Raw genomic sequence first — 15,944 nt, forward strand, 5'->3', positions numbered from 1 at the left:
TCATGCGATTTCAACCGACCAAAAGGAAGAGGCAATTGAATTGGCTCGAAAAATCCTGCAGGTTTGATAATATCTGCATGTCTGTACCTGTTCATACACGGAGAGCCTGAATGTCGCGCAGAATCAAATCCGCTCTGGCCCTGCTGGCCGGGAATGCCATCGGCTTGTTGCTGGCGTCGCTCATTTTGAACGGCTTTGCCATCAAGCCGATCTCATTCATTGTTGTGGTGCTTGTGTTCACCGTCGTTCAGGTGATTGCCGAGCCGCTGATCCTAAAGCTTGGGGAAAAGAAGGCGCCAGCGCTTAAGGGTGGGATCGCGTTGATCGTGACTTTTGTGGGTCTGCTGGTCACCGACTTGATTGCCTCGGGGCTTACGGTTGGGGGTGTTTCCAACCTGCTGGCGGCGACGCTGTTGGTCTGGCTGGGGGCGTTGATCGCCAGCGTGGTGCTGCCGATCTACGTGTTCAAAGAACTGCGCGAAGCCAAGAAATAGTCACAGCGTGTTCAGGCTGGCCTCGAACGCCTGCCAAAGCTCATCAACCGGCTCACACCCGACCGAAAGGCGGATGAAGGCGGGGTCGACAGCGTCACCCCACCGCGCGCGGCGCTCGGCCGAACTGTGAACGCCGCCGAAGGACGTGGCGGGCCGCAGCAAAGGGCAGGTGTTGATGAAGGCCTCGGCCTTGTCTTCGCTTTCCAGCGTCAGCGAGAGCAGGAACCCGAACCGCGTGGTCTGAGCTTGCGCCAGCGCGTGGGACGGATCGTTTGGAAGGCCGGGATAGCGGATGTGTTTGACGGCCGGGTGTGCTGCCAGACGCTCGGCCAACACCTGGGCCGAGGCGCACATGCGGTCAAAACGCACGTCCAGGCTCTCGAGCCCGCGATGCAGAAGCCATGCTTCGTGCGGTCCGGGGATTGAACCTGAGACGCGGCGCCATTCCTCGACCCGCTCCATGATCTGCGCGTCGCGGCTGGCGACGTGGCCCATGAGCATGTCCGAGTGCCCGCCGATGGCCTTGGTGTCCGAGGACACGACCACGTCGATGCCCAAATCCAGCGGGCGCTGGCCCAGAGGTGTCAGGGTCGTATTGTCGGCAATGGTGATGCCTCCGGCAGAGCGAACCTGTTTGGCTACATCCGCAAGGTCAATCATGTCGAGGCCGGGGTTCGAAGGGCTTTCAACGAAGACCACGTCGAAGCCCTCAAACCCTCCGTCGGCAAAGCTTGTGGTCGGCCGTTCTTCGACCACAACGCGCAGCCGCGACAGGAACCTATCCGCCAGCAGGCGCGTCACGTAATAGCCATCCGATGGGATCAACAGGCGCGACCCGGCCTGAACGGTTGCAAACAAAGCGGCCGAGATGGCAGCCATACCCGACGGGAAACTGAGGCAGGGCGCGTCTTCGAGATGTGAAAGCACATGTTCCAAATGCACCCATGTCGGGTTGTCGACGCGGCCATAGGTGGCATGCCCGTCCGGTAAACCGGGCAGGTGGTACATGCTGCTTTGGGTCAGCGGCAGGGCGACGGGTTCGCCCTTTTCCAACGCGTTGCCACGCAGGTGAAGCATTTCTCCGGGTTTGTTGGCCATGGCTCAGCGTCCCGGAATGGCGTCGCGAGGCGGGGCGGGTTCCCAGTTTTCGATGATCTCAACCGCTTCTTGCGCGGTGTCGACAAAGCGGAACAGGTCGAGGTCTTCGTCCGAGATCGTGCCCGCATCGGCCAGTGCCGACCAATTGATGACCTTTTCCCAGAACTCGCGACCAAACAGCAGGAAGGGCACACGCTCCATCCGTCCCGTTTGGATCAGGGTGAGGGACTCGAACAGTTCATCCATCGTGCCAAAGCCGCCGGGGAAGATGGTGATGGCACGAGCGCGCATCAGGAAGTGCATCTTGCGGATGGCGAAATAGTGGAAGTTGAAGCTGAGGTCCGGCGTCACATAGAGGTTCGGCGCTTGTTCATGCGGCAGAACAATGTTCAGACCGATGGAGCAACCACCGGCATCCTGCGCGCCGCGGTTTCCGGCCTCCATCACGCCGGGGCCGCCACCCGTGACGATGACATTTTCGCGGCAGCCCGTCTCGTTTGACTTCTCGGTCATCAGCCGCGCGAACTCACGCGCTTCGTTATAATATTGCGACAGACCGGCCAGCGTTTCGGTGCGCGCGGTGTGTTTCTGCGACGGTTCCGGAATGCGCGCGCCGCCGAACATGACGATGGTCGAGGTGATCTCACGCTCGCTCATTATCATCTCGGGTTTCAACAGTTCCAGCTGCAAACGCACCGGGCGCAGCTCATCGCGGCACAGGAATTCCTCATCGGCGAAGGCCAGACGATAGGCCGGAGACCGCGTTTGGGGCGTGTCCGGAACTTCGCTCGCGGTCGAGCGGTCGGTCTGCGCGTCGCGGAAAGGGCTGTGGCGGTCTTCTCTCATTGGTGAACGATCCCTGCTTGCGTGTTTGACAAACAGCTATAGGGTTCGCGGGCAGAGTGCCAGTCACGGAAAGACAAGAATGGATTGGAAGACGGAAATTCAGGCGGCAGCAGAACGCATTGCCGGACACGCGCAGATAACCCCGGTGATGGAGAGCCATATTCCAGGCTATCCGATCGAGCTGAAGCTAGAGCAGATGCAGCACACCGGCAGCTTCAAGGCGCGCGGGGCGTTCAATACGTTGCTGAGCATGGAGGTGCCGCAGGCGGGCGTCGTGGCGGCCTCGGGTGGGAACCACGGGGCGGCAGCGGCCTATGCGGCGCGTGCGTTGGGGCACCCGGCCAAGATTTTTGTGCCAGAGATCGCGGGTCCGTCCAAGATTGCCCTGATCGAGCAAATTGGCGCGGATCTCAGCGTCGTGCCCGGCGAATATGCCAACGCGCTGGCGATGGCGCAGGCGCATGAGGACAAGACCGGCGCAATGCAGATTCACGCGTATGACGCGCCCGCCACAGTTGCCGGGCAGGGCACTTGCTTCGCCGAATGGGAGGCGCAGGGCTTGCAGGCCGATACCGTCCTGATCGCCGTCGGCGGCGGCGGACTGATCGCGGGCGCTCTGGCCTGGTTTCAAGGCGCGCGCAAGGTCGTGGCGGTCGAGCCTGAAACCTCCTGCGCTTTGAACGCCGCCTTGCAGGCGGGTGAGCCGGTGGATGTGTCGGTTTCCGGCGTTGCGGCCAACGCGCTGGGCGCGCGGCGGATCGGGTCGATCTGTTTTGAACTGGCGCAGGGGATGGAGTCGGTGCTGGTATCCGATCAGGCCATATCTGAGGCGCAGCGCGTATTGTGGCAAGCGCATCGCATCCTTGTCGAACCTGCCGGAGCGGCTGCCTTGGCGGCGCTGATGTCGGGGGCCTACACGCCAGAGCCGGGCGAACGTGTCGCCGTTCTTATCTGTGGCGGGAACATTGCGCCGGACCCTTTTGCAGGCTGAATTATCGCCTTGTGAAAATAGGTTGAGGATTTTATCTATAATTCATGAGCGCCACGATTGCCGATACAATCTACGAAAATCTCAGGCAGCAGATCATCACCGGTGATCTGAATGCCGGTGAGAAGCTGCGCCAAGATCACATCGCCAAGGCCTTTGAGACCAGCCATGTCCCTGTACGCGAGGCTCTGCTGCGGCTAGAGGGGCATGGCCTTGCCAAAAGCGAACCGCGGCGCGGTATGCGTGTCGCTGTTCTCGACCCGGCCGAGGTGCGCGAAGTGGTCGAAATGCGCGTGGTGCTTGAGCCTTTGGCCTTGCAGCATTCCGTGCAGAACATGACGCCCGGCGACATGAAGCGCATGGATGAGGCGCGGATTGCATGCGATGAGGCGCAGACCATGCCGGACTGGGAAACGCGCAACCGGGTCTTTCACCGGACGCTCCTGACGCCCTGCGGCATGCCGCGTCTGCTGCATACGATTGATGACCTTCATATCGCCAGCGCACGCCACTTGTTTGCCCATTGGCGACCCAAGTGGAAACAGCGCGTCGACAAGGATCATCTGGCGATTGTTCAGGCGTTGAAACACAAGGATCTTGCCGCGGCAACGACCATCCTGATCCGCCATATCCGCCGCGCCAGCTGAGGGTCGGACGATTCCGCCGCAAAAGAGCCCCTGTTCGTCGCATTGCGCCGTGGGCTTGGCTTTCGTATAGGCCACACCGACACGAACAGATTTTGTAGGGAGACGCCCAATGTCCAATGCGCAACTGGAAGCCGCCATCGAATCCGCATGGGAGGCGCGCGATACCATCACGCCCGCAACCACAGGCGAACAGCGCGAAGCCATCGAAGACACGCTGAACGCGCTGGATAGCGGTGCATTGCGCGTTGCCGAAAAGCTGGACAGCGGTGACTGGCATGTAAACCAGTGGGCCAAGAAAGCCGTTCTGCTGGGCTTCCGTATCAAGGACATGGAAATTCAGACCGGCGGCCCTCAGGCTGGTGGTTGGTGGGACAAGGTGGACAGTAAGTTCGCTGGTTGGAGCGAAGACAACTGGAAGGCCGCCGGTTTCCGTGCCGTGCCCAACTGCGTTGTCCGTAAGTCGGCCTATATCGCGCCAGGCGCAGTGCTGATGCCGTCCTTCGTGAACCTTGGCGCCTATGTCGACGAAGGCACCATGGTGGATACGTGGGCGACCGTCGGGTCCTGCGCGCAGATCGGCAAGAACGTGCACCTGTCGGGCGGCGTGGGAATCGGCGGCGTGCTGGAGCCGATGCAGGCTGGCCCCACCATCATCGAAGACAATTGCTTTATCGGCGCGCGCTCTGAGGTGGTCGAAGGCTGCATCGTGCGCGAAGGCTCGGTTCTGGGCATGGGTGTGTTCATCGGCAAATCGACCAAGATCGTCGACCGTGAGACCGGCGAGGTCACCTATGGCGAGGTTCCGCCCTATTCCGTGGTCGTTGCAGGCTCAATGCCATCGAAGAACAACATCAGTCTCTATTGCGCGGTGATCGTGAAGCGGGTGGATGAAAAGACCCGCTCGAAAACCGGCATCAACGAATTGCTGCGTGACTAAGCGTATTTCATCGAAACGATTGGCCGCAGCCCTGTGCTGCGGCCTTTTTTGTTAGGCTTTGACAGGATAGCGGTCCGGCTCTTCAAACACGTCGATCACGCGTGAGCCTGCCTTGATCTTACCGCCATGCTCGACCCCGTCCGGGATGGAATAGCTGTCGCCGGGGCGATAGATTCTAGTCTCCGTCCCTATCGTCAGCTCTACTTCGCCTTCAATGACAGTGCCCCATTGGGCCTTGTGGGCGTGCATCGGCAGTTCAAAATCCTTCAGGAAAGTGAAAAACGCGACCAGCCCTGCATCAGAGCGGATCACGGCTGTTTGCACGACGTCCTCGGGGAAGGGAACGTCAAGGCTGGGAAAGCTGGTAATGAAATCTGGAAAGGTCATCAAACATCCCTAGTTGCTTGTGAAAATACCACTATGCAGAGTTGTCAGCCCCATGCAAATGCTTGACCGTGCAAAGGTGCAGAGCTATGGCCCCCTGCATGGAAAAGCAAAAGAAACCCTCTCGTCAGCAAGTCTATACCCTGCTCGTGCAGATCGGTCGCAAGGAGGGCGATGGCTTGCCAGACGGAGCGACCGGAGCGGCCCTAATGTGCTTTGCCAGCGGCGTGGATGAGGCCGAAGCGGTACGAGAAACGGTTGCGATCCTGAAACAGGCCGACACGGCCCCTCTAGACGTGACCGGCTATGGCACATTGGCCGAGCGCGAGGCGCAGGGGCATGACATCGACCCTGATGAACGCGCCTTGATGCAGCGGGCACTGGAGGAGAACGCCGTCATTGTCGCGCAGATGACGCCGTTTTTTGACGAAGGTGCAAAAGGCTGACGACTGGCCTTCTTGCATTGACGATCCGCTCGGCGCATATCCAGAGGGCTCTACTGGATTGAGGTTCCTCATGCGTCGCTGGATTTTCATCGCTGTTTCGGTCGCCATGGCATCGGTTGCTCATGCCGAGACTCGCGCCCCTCAATCGCAAGCCGAAATCTCGCTTGGTTTTGCCCCCGTGGTGAAAGAGGCCGCGCCTGCGGTTGTGAACATATATGCCAAGATCGTGCGGCAGGGGCGGTCGCGGCCGTTATTCTCTGACCCGTTCTTTCAGGATTTCTTTGGCCGCGGATTTGGAGAGCCACAGCAGCGAGTCCAGAACTCGCTCGGGTCGGGCGTGATCCTGTCCGAGGATGGCTATGTGGTGTCGAATTACCACGTGGTCGGCTCGGCCACTGAAATTCGCGTAGTCACAACCGACCGGCGCGAATTCACCGCCGAGGTGGTGTTGGGCCATGAGGAAAGCGATATCGCAATCCTTCGGCTGGAAGAGGCTCGGGACCTGCCCTTCCTGACCATGCGCGATTCGGATCATGTTGAGGTGGGCGAGTTGGCCTTGGCGATCGGTAACCCGTTTGGGATCGGGCAGACGGTGTCTTCGGGCATTATTTCGGGATTGGCGCGCACCGGCACCGCGACCGGGAATGCGCGCGGCTATTTTCTTCAGACCGATGCGGCGATCAACCCGGGCAATTCGGGCGGGGCCCTGATTGACGTCAACGGCGATCTGATCGGGATCAACACCTCGATCCTGACGCGATCTGGCGGTTCGAACGGGATCGGCTTTGCCATCCCCGCCAATCTGGTCGCCGAATTCCTGCGGCAGGCGCAAGCCGGCAATGACACGTTTGTCAGCCCCTGGGCGGGTATGAGCGGCCAGCATATGAGCGCCGACATCGCCGAGTCTCTGGGTCTGGTGATCCCTATGGGCGTGGTGATCTCGGATTTGCACGACCTCAGCCCTTTGGCCGAGGCCGGATTGCGGGTCGGCGATGTGGTCACACATGTGGACGGGGATGAGGTGAACTCTCCGGCCGAGATGAAGTTCCGCATGTCCGTAGCGGGGGTCGGTGGCACATCCGTTCTGACTCGGCTGCGCGGTGAGGAAAGCGACGACATCGAAGTGGCGCTGATCCGTGCGCCCGATACGCCGGATGCCGAAAAGACGACCTTGGATGAAAGCACTGTACTGCCCGAACTGACCGTCTCGGGCGTCAACCCGGCTGTGATCATTGATCTGGGGCTTAAACTGTCCCAGTCCGGTGTCGTTGTTGTAGACCCCGGCCCATATGGCGCTCGTGCGGGTCTGCGTGTTGGCGACGTTCTGGAGGCGATCAATGAGACGGACATCGAGCGTCCGCAGGACGTCGTTCGTGCGCTGACCGATCCGGGGCGCAGGATCAACATGGTGATCCAACGTGGCGGCCGCACGTTGTCTCTGCGATTCCGGCTGTAACGCATGAGCGATCTGTTCGACACCGGCGCAGCCGAGCCTGCAGCGAATCCGCACCGCCCCTTGGCGGATCGCCTGCGTCCGCAAACGCTGGCCGAGGTGATCGGGCAAGAACAGGTTCTGGGTCCAGACGCTCCATTGGGGGTCATGTTGGCCTCAGGCAGCCTGTCCAGCCTGATTTTCTGGGGGCCTCCGGGCGTTGGCAAAACGACCATTGCGCGGTTGCTGGCGCAGGAAACCGATCTGCATTTCGTTCAGATCAGCGCGATCTTTACCGGTGTGCCGGACCTTAAGAAGGTGTTCGAAGCGGCAAAGATTCGGCGTCAGAACGGGCAGGGGACGTTGTTATTCGTGGATGAGATCCACCGCTTCAACAAAGCCCAGCAGGACGGGTTTCTGCCCCATATGGAAGACGGGACCATCCTGCTGGTCGGGGCCACAACCGAAAACCCGTCGTTCGAGTTGAACGCCGCGGTCCTGAGCCGGTCGCAAGTTCTGGTGTTGGAGCGGTTGAGCCTTGCCGATCTGGAACGTCTGACCCAGCGGGCCGAGAAAGAGCTGGGCAAAGCGCTGCCCCTGACGCCTGCCGCACGTGATGCACTGCACGAAATGGCGGATGGTGACGGGCGGGCCTTGTTGAACCTGATTGAACAGGTTGCGGCGTGGAAGGTTGACGCGCCACTGGATCCGGATGCGTTGGCGACGCGCCTGATGCGGCGCGCGGCGAAATACGACAAGTCGGGGGACGAGCATTACAACCTGATCTCGGCCTTGCACAAATCGGTGCGCGGTTCGGACCCGGACGCGGCGCTCTATTGGCTTGCGCGGATGCTGACCGGAGGCGAGGACCCGCGTTATCTGGCCCGTCGGATCACCCGCATGGCGGTTGAGGATATCGGTCTGGCCGACCCTCAGGCGCAGGCGATCTGTTTGCAATCGTGGGAGACTTATGAACGGCTCGGCTCCCCCGAGGGAGAGTTGGCGCTAGCGCAGGCGCTGGTCTATCTGGCGCTGGCCCCGAAATCGAACGGGGCCTATGTGGGCTACAAGGCCGCGATGCGCCTGGCGAAGCAATCGGGCAGTGAGCCGCCGCCGAAGCATATCCTGAACGCGCCCACCTCGTTGATGAAGGATCAGGGCTATGGCGACGGTTACGCCTATGACCACGATGCCGAAGATGGGTTCTCGGGTCAGAACTACTTCCCAGAGACGATGAAGCGGCCTGTGCTGTATCAACCGGTCGAACGTGGGTTCGAGCGAGAGTTGAAGAAGCGGCTGGACTATTTCGCCAAGCTACGCACGCAGCGCAACAGCGGGTAACGCAGGGTCAATTTCGTGCTGCCGTGGCGTCACAGGCGACAGGTTGCAAACATCCGGTTTCCCTTCGGTCAATGACCATGAGGGAGGACATGTCATGCCCGTTTCCATTGACAAAACCGAAGACGTTTGGACCATCATCCATGACCGGCCCGAGGCGCGGAACGCTGTTGACCCGGATCACGCGAAGGCTCTGGTGGATGCGTTTCTCGAGTTCGAACACGGCCCCGCAAAGGTTGCCGTTTTCTGGGGGAAGGGGGGCAATTTCTGTGCCGGGTGGGACCTGAAGTTGGCCGCCAGTCTGGCTGACCCTGACTTGGGTGAGGCCTATTACGAGAAACACAGCTTTCCGATTGGATCCGCCACCTCGACGCTCGGGCCAATGGGGCCATCTCGGCTGGAATTGTCAAAGCCAGTCATCGGAGCAATCGACGGTGCAGCCGTCGCCGGCGGGATGGAGTTGGCATTGTGGTGCGACATACGGGTGATGGCTGAGACGGCATACCTAGGGGTTTTTTGTCGCCGCTGGGGTATCACGCTGATGGATGGCGGCACGGTGCGTCTGCCGCGCTTGGTTGGGCAGGGCAAAGCACTTGAGATCGCTCTGACCGGGCGCAAGGTCGCGGCTGAGGAGTGCTATCGGATCGGGTTGGCAGAGAAAGTCGTGCCGCATGGAGAAGCGCGGGCCGCTGCCGAGGCCATGGCCTACGACATCGCCCGTTTCCCGCAGGAGGCTGTGCGGGCCGACCGACGCTCGATCATCGAAACGCGTGGGATGTCGGTGCGCGATGGGCTTAAGGTTGAATGGGCCAACGGTCTGGAGGCGATCCGGCGCGAGGGGACCGCAGGCGCAGGGCGGTTCCGAGACGGGGCCGGGCGACATGGGGATTTCTTGAATATCTGAAACACCTACGATTGCTTGACTCTCGACCCGTTGCAGGCCACAGACGCGCATGTTTTCTAGGATAGTGGTAACAGGATACTCCGGGCGGATCGGCCGCGCGGGACAAGGGGCGATGGCATGAGTGGCGTGCAGATGATTACGGTCGCAGAAGGTGACGGAGACCAGCGTGTGGATCGTTGGCTGCGCCGCCTGTTTCCGCATGTCAGCCAGGGGCGGATCGAAAAAATGTGTCGCAAGGGTGAGTTGCGTGTGGATGGCAGCCGCGCCAAGGCCTCGACCCGGCTGGAGGTCGGGCAGGTCGTCCGCGTGCCGCCTCTGCCGGATGCCGATCACAAACCGGCCGAGGTAAAGCGCAGCGTGTCCGAGGCGGATGCGAAAATGATCCAGTCCTGCGTGATCTATCGTGACGATCACGTCTTAGCGCTGAACAAACCGAACGGCCTGCCTGTGCAGGGCGGCAGCGGCCAGACCCGCCACGTCGACAGCCTGTCCGAGGCTCTGCGCTTCGGCTATGATGAGAACCCACGGCTGGTCCATCGGCTGGACAAGGACACCTCGGGCGTTCTTCTGCTGGCCCGCACGCGAGAGGCTGCTAAGGGGCTGACTGCTGCCTTCCGCCACCGCGATACACGCAAGATCTACTGGGCGCTGGTCGCCGGTGTGCCGACGCCTTATCTGGGCGAGATCAAGACCGGTCTGGTCAAGGCCTCGGGCCATGGCAAGCAGGGCGAGGGCGAGAAGATGATCCCCGTCCATATGGGCGCCATCGACAGCACGCCGGGCGCGAAACGGGCGCATACCCATTACGCGACGCTCTACCGTGTCGCGGGTCGTGCCGCTTGGGTCGCGATGGAGCCGATTACGGGCCGTACCCATCAGCTGCGCGCGCATATGGCCGCGATCGGCCATCCGATCATAGGCGACGGCAAATATGGTGGCTCGGGTCAGGAAAACCTCGGCGATGGCTGGGGCGCGCAATTGGGCGGGATTATCAGCAAAAAGCTGCACCTGCACGCGCGGCGCTTGTCTTTCCAACACCCGATGACCCGCAAGCCGATCACGGTCGAGGCCCCTCTGCCCGAGCACATGAAGCACAGCTGGGACACGTTTGGTTGGACCGAAGACCTTGCCGCCGACGACCCCTTCGAGGAGCTGCAATGAGCGCACCCCTGCGTTTGGTCCTGTTCGATGTCGATGGTACGCTGGTCGACAGTCAGGGCAGCATCGTCCATTCGATGACGGCCAGTTTTCAGGCCGCCTCGGTCGAGGTGCCAAGCCGTGAGGCCATTTTGTCGATTGTCGGCCTGTCGTTGCCTTTGGCCATTGCACAGCTTGTGCCACAGCAGTCGGCGACGGTTCAGGCGCAATTGGTTGAAGGGTACAAACAGGCCTATCACGCGCACCGGCTGGATCTCGGCGCGGCAAGTTCCCCCCTATACCCCGGCGCGCGCGACGCTATCGAAGCCCTGCATGCGGTGCCCGAAATTCTGTTGGGTGTCGCCACTGGCAAATCGCAACGCGGTCTGGATGCGCTGATCGACGCGCATGGGCTGGAGCGCTATTTCGTGACCCGTCAGGTGGCGGATCATCATCCCTCAAAACCTCATCCGTCGATGGTGCAAACCGCGCTGGCGGAAACCGGCGTTGAGGCCGCGCATGCGGTCATGATCGGGGACACCAGCTTTGACATGGATATGGCCGCTGCTGCTGGCGTCACCGGGATCGGGGTCTCGTGGGGGTACCACGACGCTGCTGCGCTAAGTGCGGCCTCTTGTGTGATTGAAACATTCGACCAGCTGCCGGATGCGCTGGCCACTCTTTGGAAGTGAAAACATGAGCGAATGGAAACCGAAACGCTTTTGGACAAACAGCACCACGGTCGAGGCCGAGGATGGCTATACGGTCGAACTGGATGGCCGTCGGGTCAAAACGCCGGCCAAGGCCGCATTGATTCTGCCGACCAAAGCGATGGCCGAAGCCGTCGCTGCTGAATGGGATGCGCAAGACAAAGAGGTGGACCCGACCACCATGCCCTTTACCCGCTCGGCCAATGCGGCGATCGACAAGGTGCGCATCCAGCACGGCGAAGTAGCGGATATGCTGGCGGACTATGGCGACTCCGATCTGCTGTGCTATCGCGCCACCCATCCTCAGGAACTGCAGGAGCGTCAGGCCGCAGACTGGGATCCCGCGTTGGACTGGGCCGCCGAGACCCTGCAGGCCCGACTGATTCCCGTGGCGGGTGTACTGCACCGACCCCAATCGGCTGAGGCATTGGCGCAGTTGCGTCAGCAGGTCCATGCGCTGGACGCGTTTCAGTTGGCGGCTTTCCACGATCTGGTCAGCTTGTCTGGGTCGTTGATTCTGGGATTTGCGGCGGCGCAGGGTTGGCGCAAACCGGACGAGATATGGCGCATTTCGCGACTTGATGAGGCCTGGCAGATCGAACAATGGGGCTATGATGACGAAGCCCACGCCGTGGCGGAAACAAAGAAAGCCGCGTTTTTGCACGCCAAGACCTTCTTCGATCTCTCTGTTTGATCCTTCCAACGTTGGTTTTTTTACGCATCTGCCTAATCCAGAGGCGGAGACCCATCGTTTTCCCTGATCCGACCCTTGACGTTTGTTTATGAATGCGACCAAACTCAAGCCCACTAAAGGGGAGACACCTTTGGGGTAACCTTTCCGGCATCCACTATGCCGGGCAGAGCCGCCCTTACCGGGGCGGAAAATCAGGAAGAGGTAAAAATGAAAAAATCCGTAATCTTGGGCGCGGCAACAGTGGCCGGTCTGGCCGCAGGTGCTGCCGCGGCGGGAACTGTAGACGACGTCAAGGCGCGCGGCACTCTGAACTGTGGTGTGACCACCGGTCTGGTTGGCTTCGCTGCACCTGACGCGAATGGCGAATGGAAAGGCTTCGACGTATCGCTGTGCCGTGCCGTTGCCGCCGCTGTTCTGGGTGACGCAAACGCAGTTGAATTCGTTCCGACTACCGGCAAGACGCGCTTCACCGCTCTGGCCTCGGGCGAGATCGACATGCTGGCCCGTAACACCACATGGACCTTCAGCCGCGACGTCGACCTGAAGTTCGAATTCACCGGTGTGAACTACTATGACGGTCAAGGCTTCATGGTTCCCAAGGCACTGGGCGTAAGCTCGGCCAAGGAACTGGACGGCGCGACTGTCTGCATCCAAACCGGCACCACCACCGAGCTGAACCTGGCCGATTTCTTCCGTGCCAACAACATCAGCTACGAGCCGGTTCCGATCGAAACCAACGCCGAAGCGCAGCAGCAGTACCTGGCTGGCGCATGTGACGTTTACACCACCGACGCTTCGGGCCTGGCCGCAACCCGCGCCACGTTCGAAAACCCTGGTGACCACGTCCTGCTTCCCGAAATCATCTCGAAAGAGCCGCTGGGCCCGCTGGTCCGTCACGGCGATCACGAGTGGGGCGATGTTGTCCGCTGGACCCTGAACGCGCTGGTTTCGGCTGAAGAGCTGGGCGTGACCTCGGCGAACATCGACGAGCTGGCAGCTGGCACCGACAACCCGGAAGTCAACCGTCTGCTGGGCACTGAAGGTACCCTGGGCGAGATGCTGGGTCTGGACGCACAGTGGGCCATGCGCGCCATCAAGGCGGACGGCAACTATGGTGAAGTGTTTGCCAAGAACATCGGTGAAGAAACTCCGATCGGTCTGGCACGCGGCCTGAACGCTCAGTGGACCGAAGGCGGCCTGCTGTACTCGCCGCCTTTCCGCTAAGACATCCACGGAAAAGGGCGCAGGACATCCTGCGCCCTTTTTCACTAATACTTACGCGAACGGACGCAGAGCGGGGACAACCTCGCCATAAAAACAAAGTCCGCTAGCTACGGGGATTCCAAAATATGTCGACTATGACTGACCCGCCGAAAGCTGATTTTCGGCTGTCGATGCTCATAAACGATACCCGCTACAGATCGCTGACCTTTCAGGTGATCGCGGCTATCGCTATTGCGCTATCCATTTGGTATCTGGGCAACAACCTGATCCAGAACCTTCGGGCCGCCGGCCTGAACATATCCTACACATTCCTCGGCGATTCCGCCGGGTACGACATCAACCAGCGTCTGATCGAATATGACAGCCAGTCCTCGCATGGGCGGGCTGCGGTTGTGGGGCTTTTGAACACGCTTCTCGTGGCGTTTCTGGCCTGTATCACCGCAACGATATTCGGAGTGATCGCCGGGGTTCTGCGGCTCTCAAACAACTGGCTCGTCTCAAAGCTGATGGCGGTCTATGTCGAGATCTTCCGCAATATTCCGGTTCTGATCTGGATCATCATCATCTTCACGATCATGACGGCCGTTCTGCCGGGCCCGCGGGCGTTCCGCGGTGATAACCCGACGTCGAGCATGCTGTTTGATGCCTTCGCCTTCACCAACCGTGGGGTCTATATCCCCCGTCCGGAATTCGCGCATGGCCTGTTCAGTGCAACCATTCTGAACTGGCTTCTGGTGATTGCCGGTCTGGTCGGATCATGGTTCGCCTCGCGCGAGATCGAAAAGCGGGCGACCAAGAAGCAGGAAGAGACCGGTGAACGCCCCAGAACGCTGCTGGTGAAACTGGGCGTTTGGCTGGTGCCGTTTGCGTTGCTGATGGTTCTGATGGGCCTGACCTGGGACATTCCCGCGCTGAAGGGCTTTAACTTCAGTGGAGGTATCAAGGTCGGTGGTCCACTGATCGCTTTGTGGTTTGCTTTGTCGATCTACACCGGGGCCTTCATCGCGGAAAACGTGCGTGCCGGTATTCAGGCGATCTCGAAAGGTCAGACCGAGGCTGCGGCCGCGCTGGGTCTGCGTCAGGGTCGGATTATGAATCTGGTCATCCTGCCGCAAGCGCTGCGGGTGATCATTCCGCCGCTGATTTCGCAGTATCTCAACATCACCAAAAACTCGTCTTTGGCGATTGCCGTGGGCTACGCGGATATCACCGCTACGTTGGGCGGTATCACCCTGAACCAGACCGGTCGTGCGATCGAATGTGTTCTGCTGCTGATGCTGTTCTACCTCACCGCCTCGCTGGTGATCTCGATGGTGATGAACGTCTACAACGCATCCGTCAAGTTGAAGGAGCGCTGAGCCATGGCCGATCAAACAACCAATCCGATCGCTTTCGTGGCCGACGGCACCATCCCTCCCTCTCCGCCCCCGGCGAATGAGACGGGTGTGGTCAAATGGCTGCGCGAGAACCTGTTCTCGGGCGTTACCAACACCATCCTGACGGTTCTGTCGCTGATCCTGATCTACATCCTTCTGAAGAATACGCTGCCGTGGATTCTGAACGGGGTGTGGAATGCGAACTCACTGGCCGAGTGCCGTGAGATTCTGGATGGCAAGACAGGCGCGTGTTTCGCGGTTCTGACTGAACGCTGGCCTCAGCTGATCTACGGCTTCAAATACCCGGTTGACGCGTACTGGCGCCCCAACCTGGCCTTTGTGCTGATGCTGGTGGCCTTTGCGCCGGTGCTGTTCTTCGACCTGCCGCGCAAGATGCTGATCTTCACCGCGCTGTACCCGTTCATTGCGTTCTGGCTGATCTGGGGTGGCACCATTCTGGTCCCCATTGTGGCCCTCGTAGGCTGCGTCGCGGGCGGTGCCGTGTTCCAGAAGTTTGGCAAGAACAGCTTTGCGGCCGGCTTCTTCGGGGCCATCGTTGTTGCGCTGGTCGTCTGGAATGTTGGCGGAGCGCTGATCCCGGAAGGTGCTTCTGAAGGCGCGATGCTTTCAGCTGTTCCCAGCCGTGATCTGGGTGGCTTCATGCTGAATATGATGCTGGGTGTCACCTGTGTGTCGCTGTCGGTTCCGCTGGGTATTGCCCTTGCACTGGGCCGCCAGTCCGACATGCCGCTGATCAAGTGGGTGAGCGTCATCTTCATCGAATTCATCCGTGGCGTGCCTCTGATCACGCTGCTGTTTGTGGCTTCGGTGATGCTGGCCTACTTCTTCCCGCCTGACAGCACGGTCGACTTGTTCCTGCGCGTTGTGATCATGATCACCATGTTCTCAGCCGCTTATATCGCCGAGGTGATCCGCGGTGGTCTGGCAGCGCTTCCACGTGGACAGTATGAAGCAGCAGACAGCCTTGGTCTGGATTACCCGCAGGCGATGCGTCTGATCATCCTGCCGCAGGCTCTGAAGATCTCGATCCCTGGTATCGTGAACGTGGCCGTTGGCCTGTTCAAGGACACCACACTGGTTTCGGTCATTTCGATGTTCGATCTGGTGGGCATGATCCGGGGTCCCATCCTGGCGTCGACCGAATGGAACGGCGTCTATTGGGAGCTTCTGGGCTTTGCCGCGCTTCTGTTCTTCGTCGTCTGCTACGGCATCTCTCAATATTCTCAGTGGCTCGAGCGTCGCCTTGCCACCGATCATCACTAAGGAGT

General features: G+C 60.4%; 17 protein-coding genes. 14 read left to right on the plus strand and 3 right to left on the minus strand.

What is annotated here, in order from left to right; all coding sequences use genetic code 11:
- Window positions 1-110 precede the first annotated feature (110 nt).
- The gene (locus ACR0AI_RS19420) at window positions 111-494 is read left to right on the plus strand and encodes a hypothetical protein (RefSeq protein WP_170644204.1); all 384 of its coding nucleotides are present in this window, start codon (window positions 111-113) and stop codon (window positions 492-494) included.
- Here ACR0AI_RS19420 and ACR0AI_RS19425 read toward each other — a convergent pair whose 3' ends face one another.
- A complete protein-coding gene (locus tag ACR0AI_RS19425; protein ID WP_480676495.1) occupies window positions 495-1,592 on the minus strand; it encodes a cystathionine gamma-lyase in 1,098 nt (365 codons plus the stop codon).
- A 3-nt stretch (window positions 1,593-1,595) separates the two neighbouring features.
- Window positions 1,596-2,438 (minus strand): LOG family protein, encoded by an 843-nt coding sequence (locus ACR0AI_RS19430; protein WP_480676497.1) that lies wholly within the window; start codon window positions 2,436-2,438, stop codon window positions 1,596-1,598.
- Window positions 2,439-2,517: 79 nt separating this feature from the next.
- Here ACR0AI_RS19430 and ACR0AI_RS19435 point away from each other — a divergent pair, with 79 nt between their 5' ends.
- The 3 genes from ACR0AI_RS19435 to dapD all read left to right on the plus strand — a co-directional run bounded on the left by ACR0AI_RS19435 (window position 2,518) and on the right by dapD (window position 5,010).
- Complete coding sequence (locus ACR0AI_RS19435; protein ID WP_480676499.1) at window positions 2,518-3,429, plus strand: threonine/serine dehydratase; 912 nt, start codon at window positions 2,518-2,520, stop codon at window positions 3,427-3,429.
- A gap of 44 nt (window positions 3,430-3,473) precedes the next feature.
- Complete coding sequence (locus ACR0AI_RS19440; RefSeq protein WP_480676501.1) at window positions 3,474-4,073, plus strand: GntR family transcriptional regulator; 600 nt, start codon at window positions 3,474-3,476, stop codon at window positions 4,071-4,073.
- A 109-nt stretch (window positions 4,074-4,182) separates the two neighbouring features.
- A complete protein-coding gene (dapD, locus tag ACR0AI_RS19445) occupies window positions 4,183-5,010 on the plus strand; it encodes a 2,3,4,5-tetrahydropyridine-2,6-dicarboxylate N-succinyltransferase (protein WP_170482298.1) in 828 nt (275 codons plus the stop codon).
- A 51-nt stretch (window positions 5,011-5,061) separates the two neighbouring features.
- Here the strand turns inward: dapD and ACR0AI_RS19450 are convergent, their stop codons facing one another.
- Entirely contained in the window at window positions 5,062-5,397 is a 336-nt protein-coding gene (locus tag ACR0AI_RS19450) for a cupin domain-containing protein (protein WP_480676503.1), read from the minus strand.
- A gap of 98 nt (window positions 5,398-5,495) precedes the next feature.
- Here ACR0AI_RS19450 and ACR0AI_RS19455 point away from each other — a divergent pair, with 98 nt between their 5' ends.
- The 10 genes from ACR0AI_RS19455 to ACR0AI_RS19500 all read left to right on the plus strand — a co-directional run bounded on the left by ACR0AI_RS19455 (window position 5,496) and on the right by ACR0AI_RS19500 (window position 15,939).
- Window positions 5,496-5,840, plus strand: a complete 345-nt coding sequence (locus tag ACR0AI_RS19455; protein WP_480676505.1) for a hypothetical protein — start codon at window positions 5,496-5,498, stop codon at window positions 5,838-5,840.
- A 70-nt stretch (window positions 5,841-5,910) separates the two neighbouring features.
- Window positions 5,911-7,296, plus strand: coding sequence for a trypsin-like peptidase domain-containing protein (locus tag ACR0AI_RS19460; RefSeq protein ID WP_480676507.1), 1,386 nt, complete (start codon window positions 5,911-5,913; stop codon window positions 7,294-7,296).
- 3 nt (window positions 7,297-7,299) lie between these two features.
- Window positions 7,300-8,613, plus strand: coding sequence for a replication-associated recombination protein A (locus ACR0AI_RS19465; protein WP_480676509.1), 1,314 nt, complete (start codon window positions 7,300-7,302; stop codon window positions 8,611-8,613).
- A 94-nt stretch (window positions 8,614-8,707) separates the two neighbouring features.
- Entirely contained in the window at window positions 8,708-9,514 is an 807-nt protein-coding gene (locus ACR0AI_RS19470) for a crotonase/enoyl-CoA hydratase family protein (protein ID WP_480676511.1), read from the plus strand.
- Window positions 9,515-9,631: 117 nt separating this feature from the next.
- On the plus strand, window positions 9,632-10,675 hold the full coding sequence (locus ACR0AI_RS19475; protein WP_480676513.1) for an RluA family pseudouridine synthase: 1,044 nt from the start codon (window positions 9,632-9,634) through the stop codon (window positions 10,673-10,675).
- Entirely contained in the window at window positions 10,672-11,343 is a 672-nt protein-coding gene (locus ACR0AI_RS19480) for an HAD-IA family hydrolase (RefSeq protein WP_480676515.1), read from the plus strand. Before ACR0AI_RS19475 ends, ACR0AI_RS19480 begins: the two co-directional genes overlap by 4 nt.
- 4 nt (window positions 11,344-11,347) lie before the next feature.
- A complete protein-coding gene (locus ACR0AI_RS19485; protein WP_480676517.1) occupies window positions 11,348-12,055 on the plus strand; it encodes an ATP12 family chaperone protein in 708 nt (235 codons plus the stop codon).
- A gap of 207 nt (window positions 12,056-12,262) precedes the next feature.
- On the plus strand, window positions 12,263-13,279 hold the full coding sequence (locus ACR0AI_RS19490; protein WP_170375963.1) for an amino acid ABC transporter substrate-binding protein: 1,017 nt from the start codon (window positions 12,263-12,265) through the stop codon (window positions 13,277-13,279).
- 125 nt (window positions 13,280-13,404) lie between these two features.
- On the plus strand, window positions 13,405-14,637 hold the full coding sequence (locus ACR0AI_RS19495; protein ID WP_170375961.1) for an amino acid ABC transporter permease: 1,233 nt from the start codon (window positions 13,405-13,407) through the stop codon (window positions 14,635-14,637).
- A 3-nt stretch (window positions 14,638-14,640) separates the two neighbouring features.
- Window positions 14,641-15,939, plus strand: a complete 1,299-nt coding sequence (locus ACR0AI_RS19500; protein WP_480676519.1) for an amino acid ABC transporter permease — start codon at window positions 14,641-14,643, stop codon at window positions 15,937-15,939.
- Window positions 15,940-15,944 lie beyond the last annotated feature (5 nt).

Source organism: Ruegeria sp. BG3, assembly GCF_056538485.1.

Bases quoted from the DNA above. Each gene is read 5' to 3' on its own strand.
- ACR0AI_RS19495 (WP_170375961.1), top strand. From the start codon at position 13,405: ATGTCGACTATGACTGACCCGCCGAAAGCTGATTTTCGGCTGTCGATG.
- ACR0AI_RS19420 (WP_170644204.1), top strand. From the start codon at position 111: ATGTCGCGCAGAATCAAATCCGCTCTGGCCCTGCTGGCCGGGAATGCC.
- ACR0AI_RS19460 (WP_480676507.1), top strand. From the start codon at position 5,911: ATGCGTCGCTGGATTTTCATCGCTGTTTCGGTCGCCATGGCATCGGTT.
- ACR0AI_RS19455 (WP_480676505.1), top strand. From the start codon at position 5,496: ATGGAAAAGCAAAAGAAACCCTCTCGTCAGCAAGTCTATACCCTGCTC.
- ACR0AI_RS19480 (WP_480676515.1), top strand. From the start codon at position 10,672: ATGAGCGCACCCCTGCGTTTGGTCCTGTTCGATGTCGATGGTACGCTG.
- ACR0AI_RS19440 (WP_480676501.1), top strand. From the start codon at position 3,474: ATGAGCGCCACGATTGCCGATACAATCTACGAAAATCTCAGGCAGCAG.
- ACR0AI_RS19500 (WP_480676519.1), top strand. From the start codon at position 14,641: ATGGCCGATCAAACAACCAATCCGATCGCTTTCGTGGCCGACGGCACC.
- ACR0AI_RS19465 (WP_480676509.1), top strand. From the start codon at position 7,300: ATGAGCGATCTGTTCGACACCGGCGCAGCCGAGCCTGCAGCGAATCCG.
- ACR0AI_RS19470 (WP_480676511.1), top strand. From the start codon at position 8,708: ATGCCCGTTTCCATTGACAAAACCGAAGACGTTTGGACCATCATCCAT.
- ACR0AI_RS19430 (WP_480676497.1), bottom strand. From the start codon at position 2,438: ATGAGAGAAGACCGCCACAGCCCTTTCCGCGACGCGCAGACCGACCGC.
- ACR0AI_RS19435 (WP_480676499.1), top strand. From the start codon at position 2,518: ATGGATTGGAAGACGGAAATTCAGGCGGCAGCAGAACGCATTGCCGGA.
- ACR0AI_RS19485 (WP_480676517.1), top strand. From the start codon at position 11,348: ATGAGCGAATGGAAACCGAAACGCTTTTGGACAAACAGCACCACGGTC.
- ACR0AI_RS19490 (WP_170375963.1), top strand. From the start codon at position 12,263: ATGAAAAAATCCGTAATCTTGGGCGCGGCAACAGTGGCCGGTCTGGCC.
- ACR0AI_RS19475 (WP_480676513.1), top strand. From the start codon at position 9,632: ATGAGTGGCGTGCAGATGATTACGGTCGCAGAAGGTGACGGAGACCAG.
- dapD (WP_170482298.1), top strand. From the start codon at position 4,183: ATGTCCAATGCGCAACTGGAAGCCGCCATCGAATCCGCATGGGAGGCG.
- ACR0AI_RS19425 (WP_480676495.1), bottom strand. From the start codon at position 1,592: ATGGCCAACAAACCCGGAGAAATGCTTCACCTGCGTGGCAACGCGTTG.
- ACR0AI_RS19450 (WP_480676503.1), bottom strand. From the start codon at position 5,397: ATGACCTTTCCAGATTTCATTACCAGCTTTCCCAGCCTTGACGTTCCC.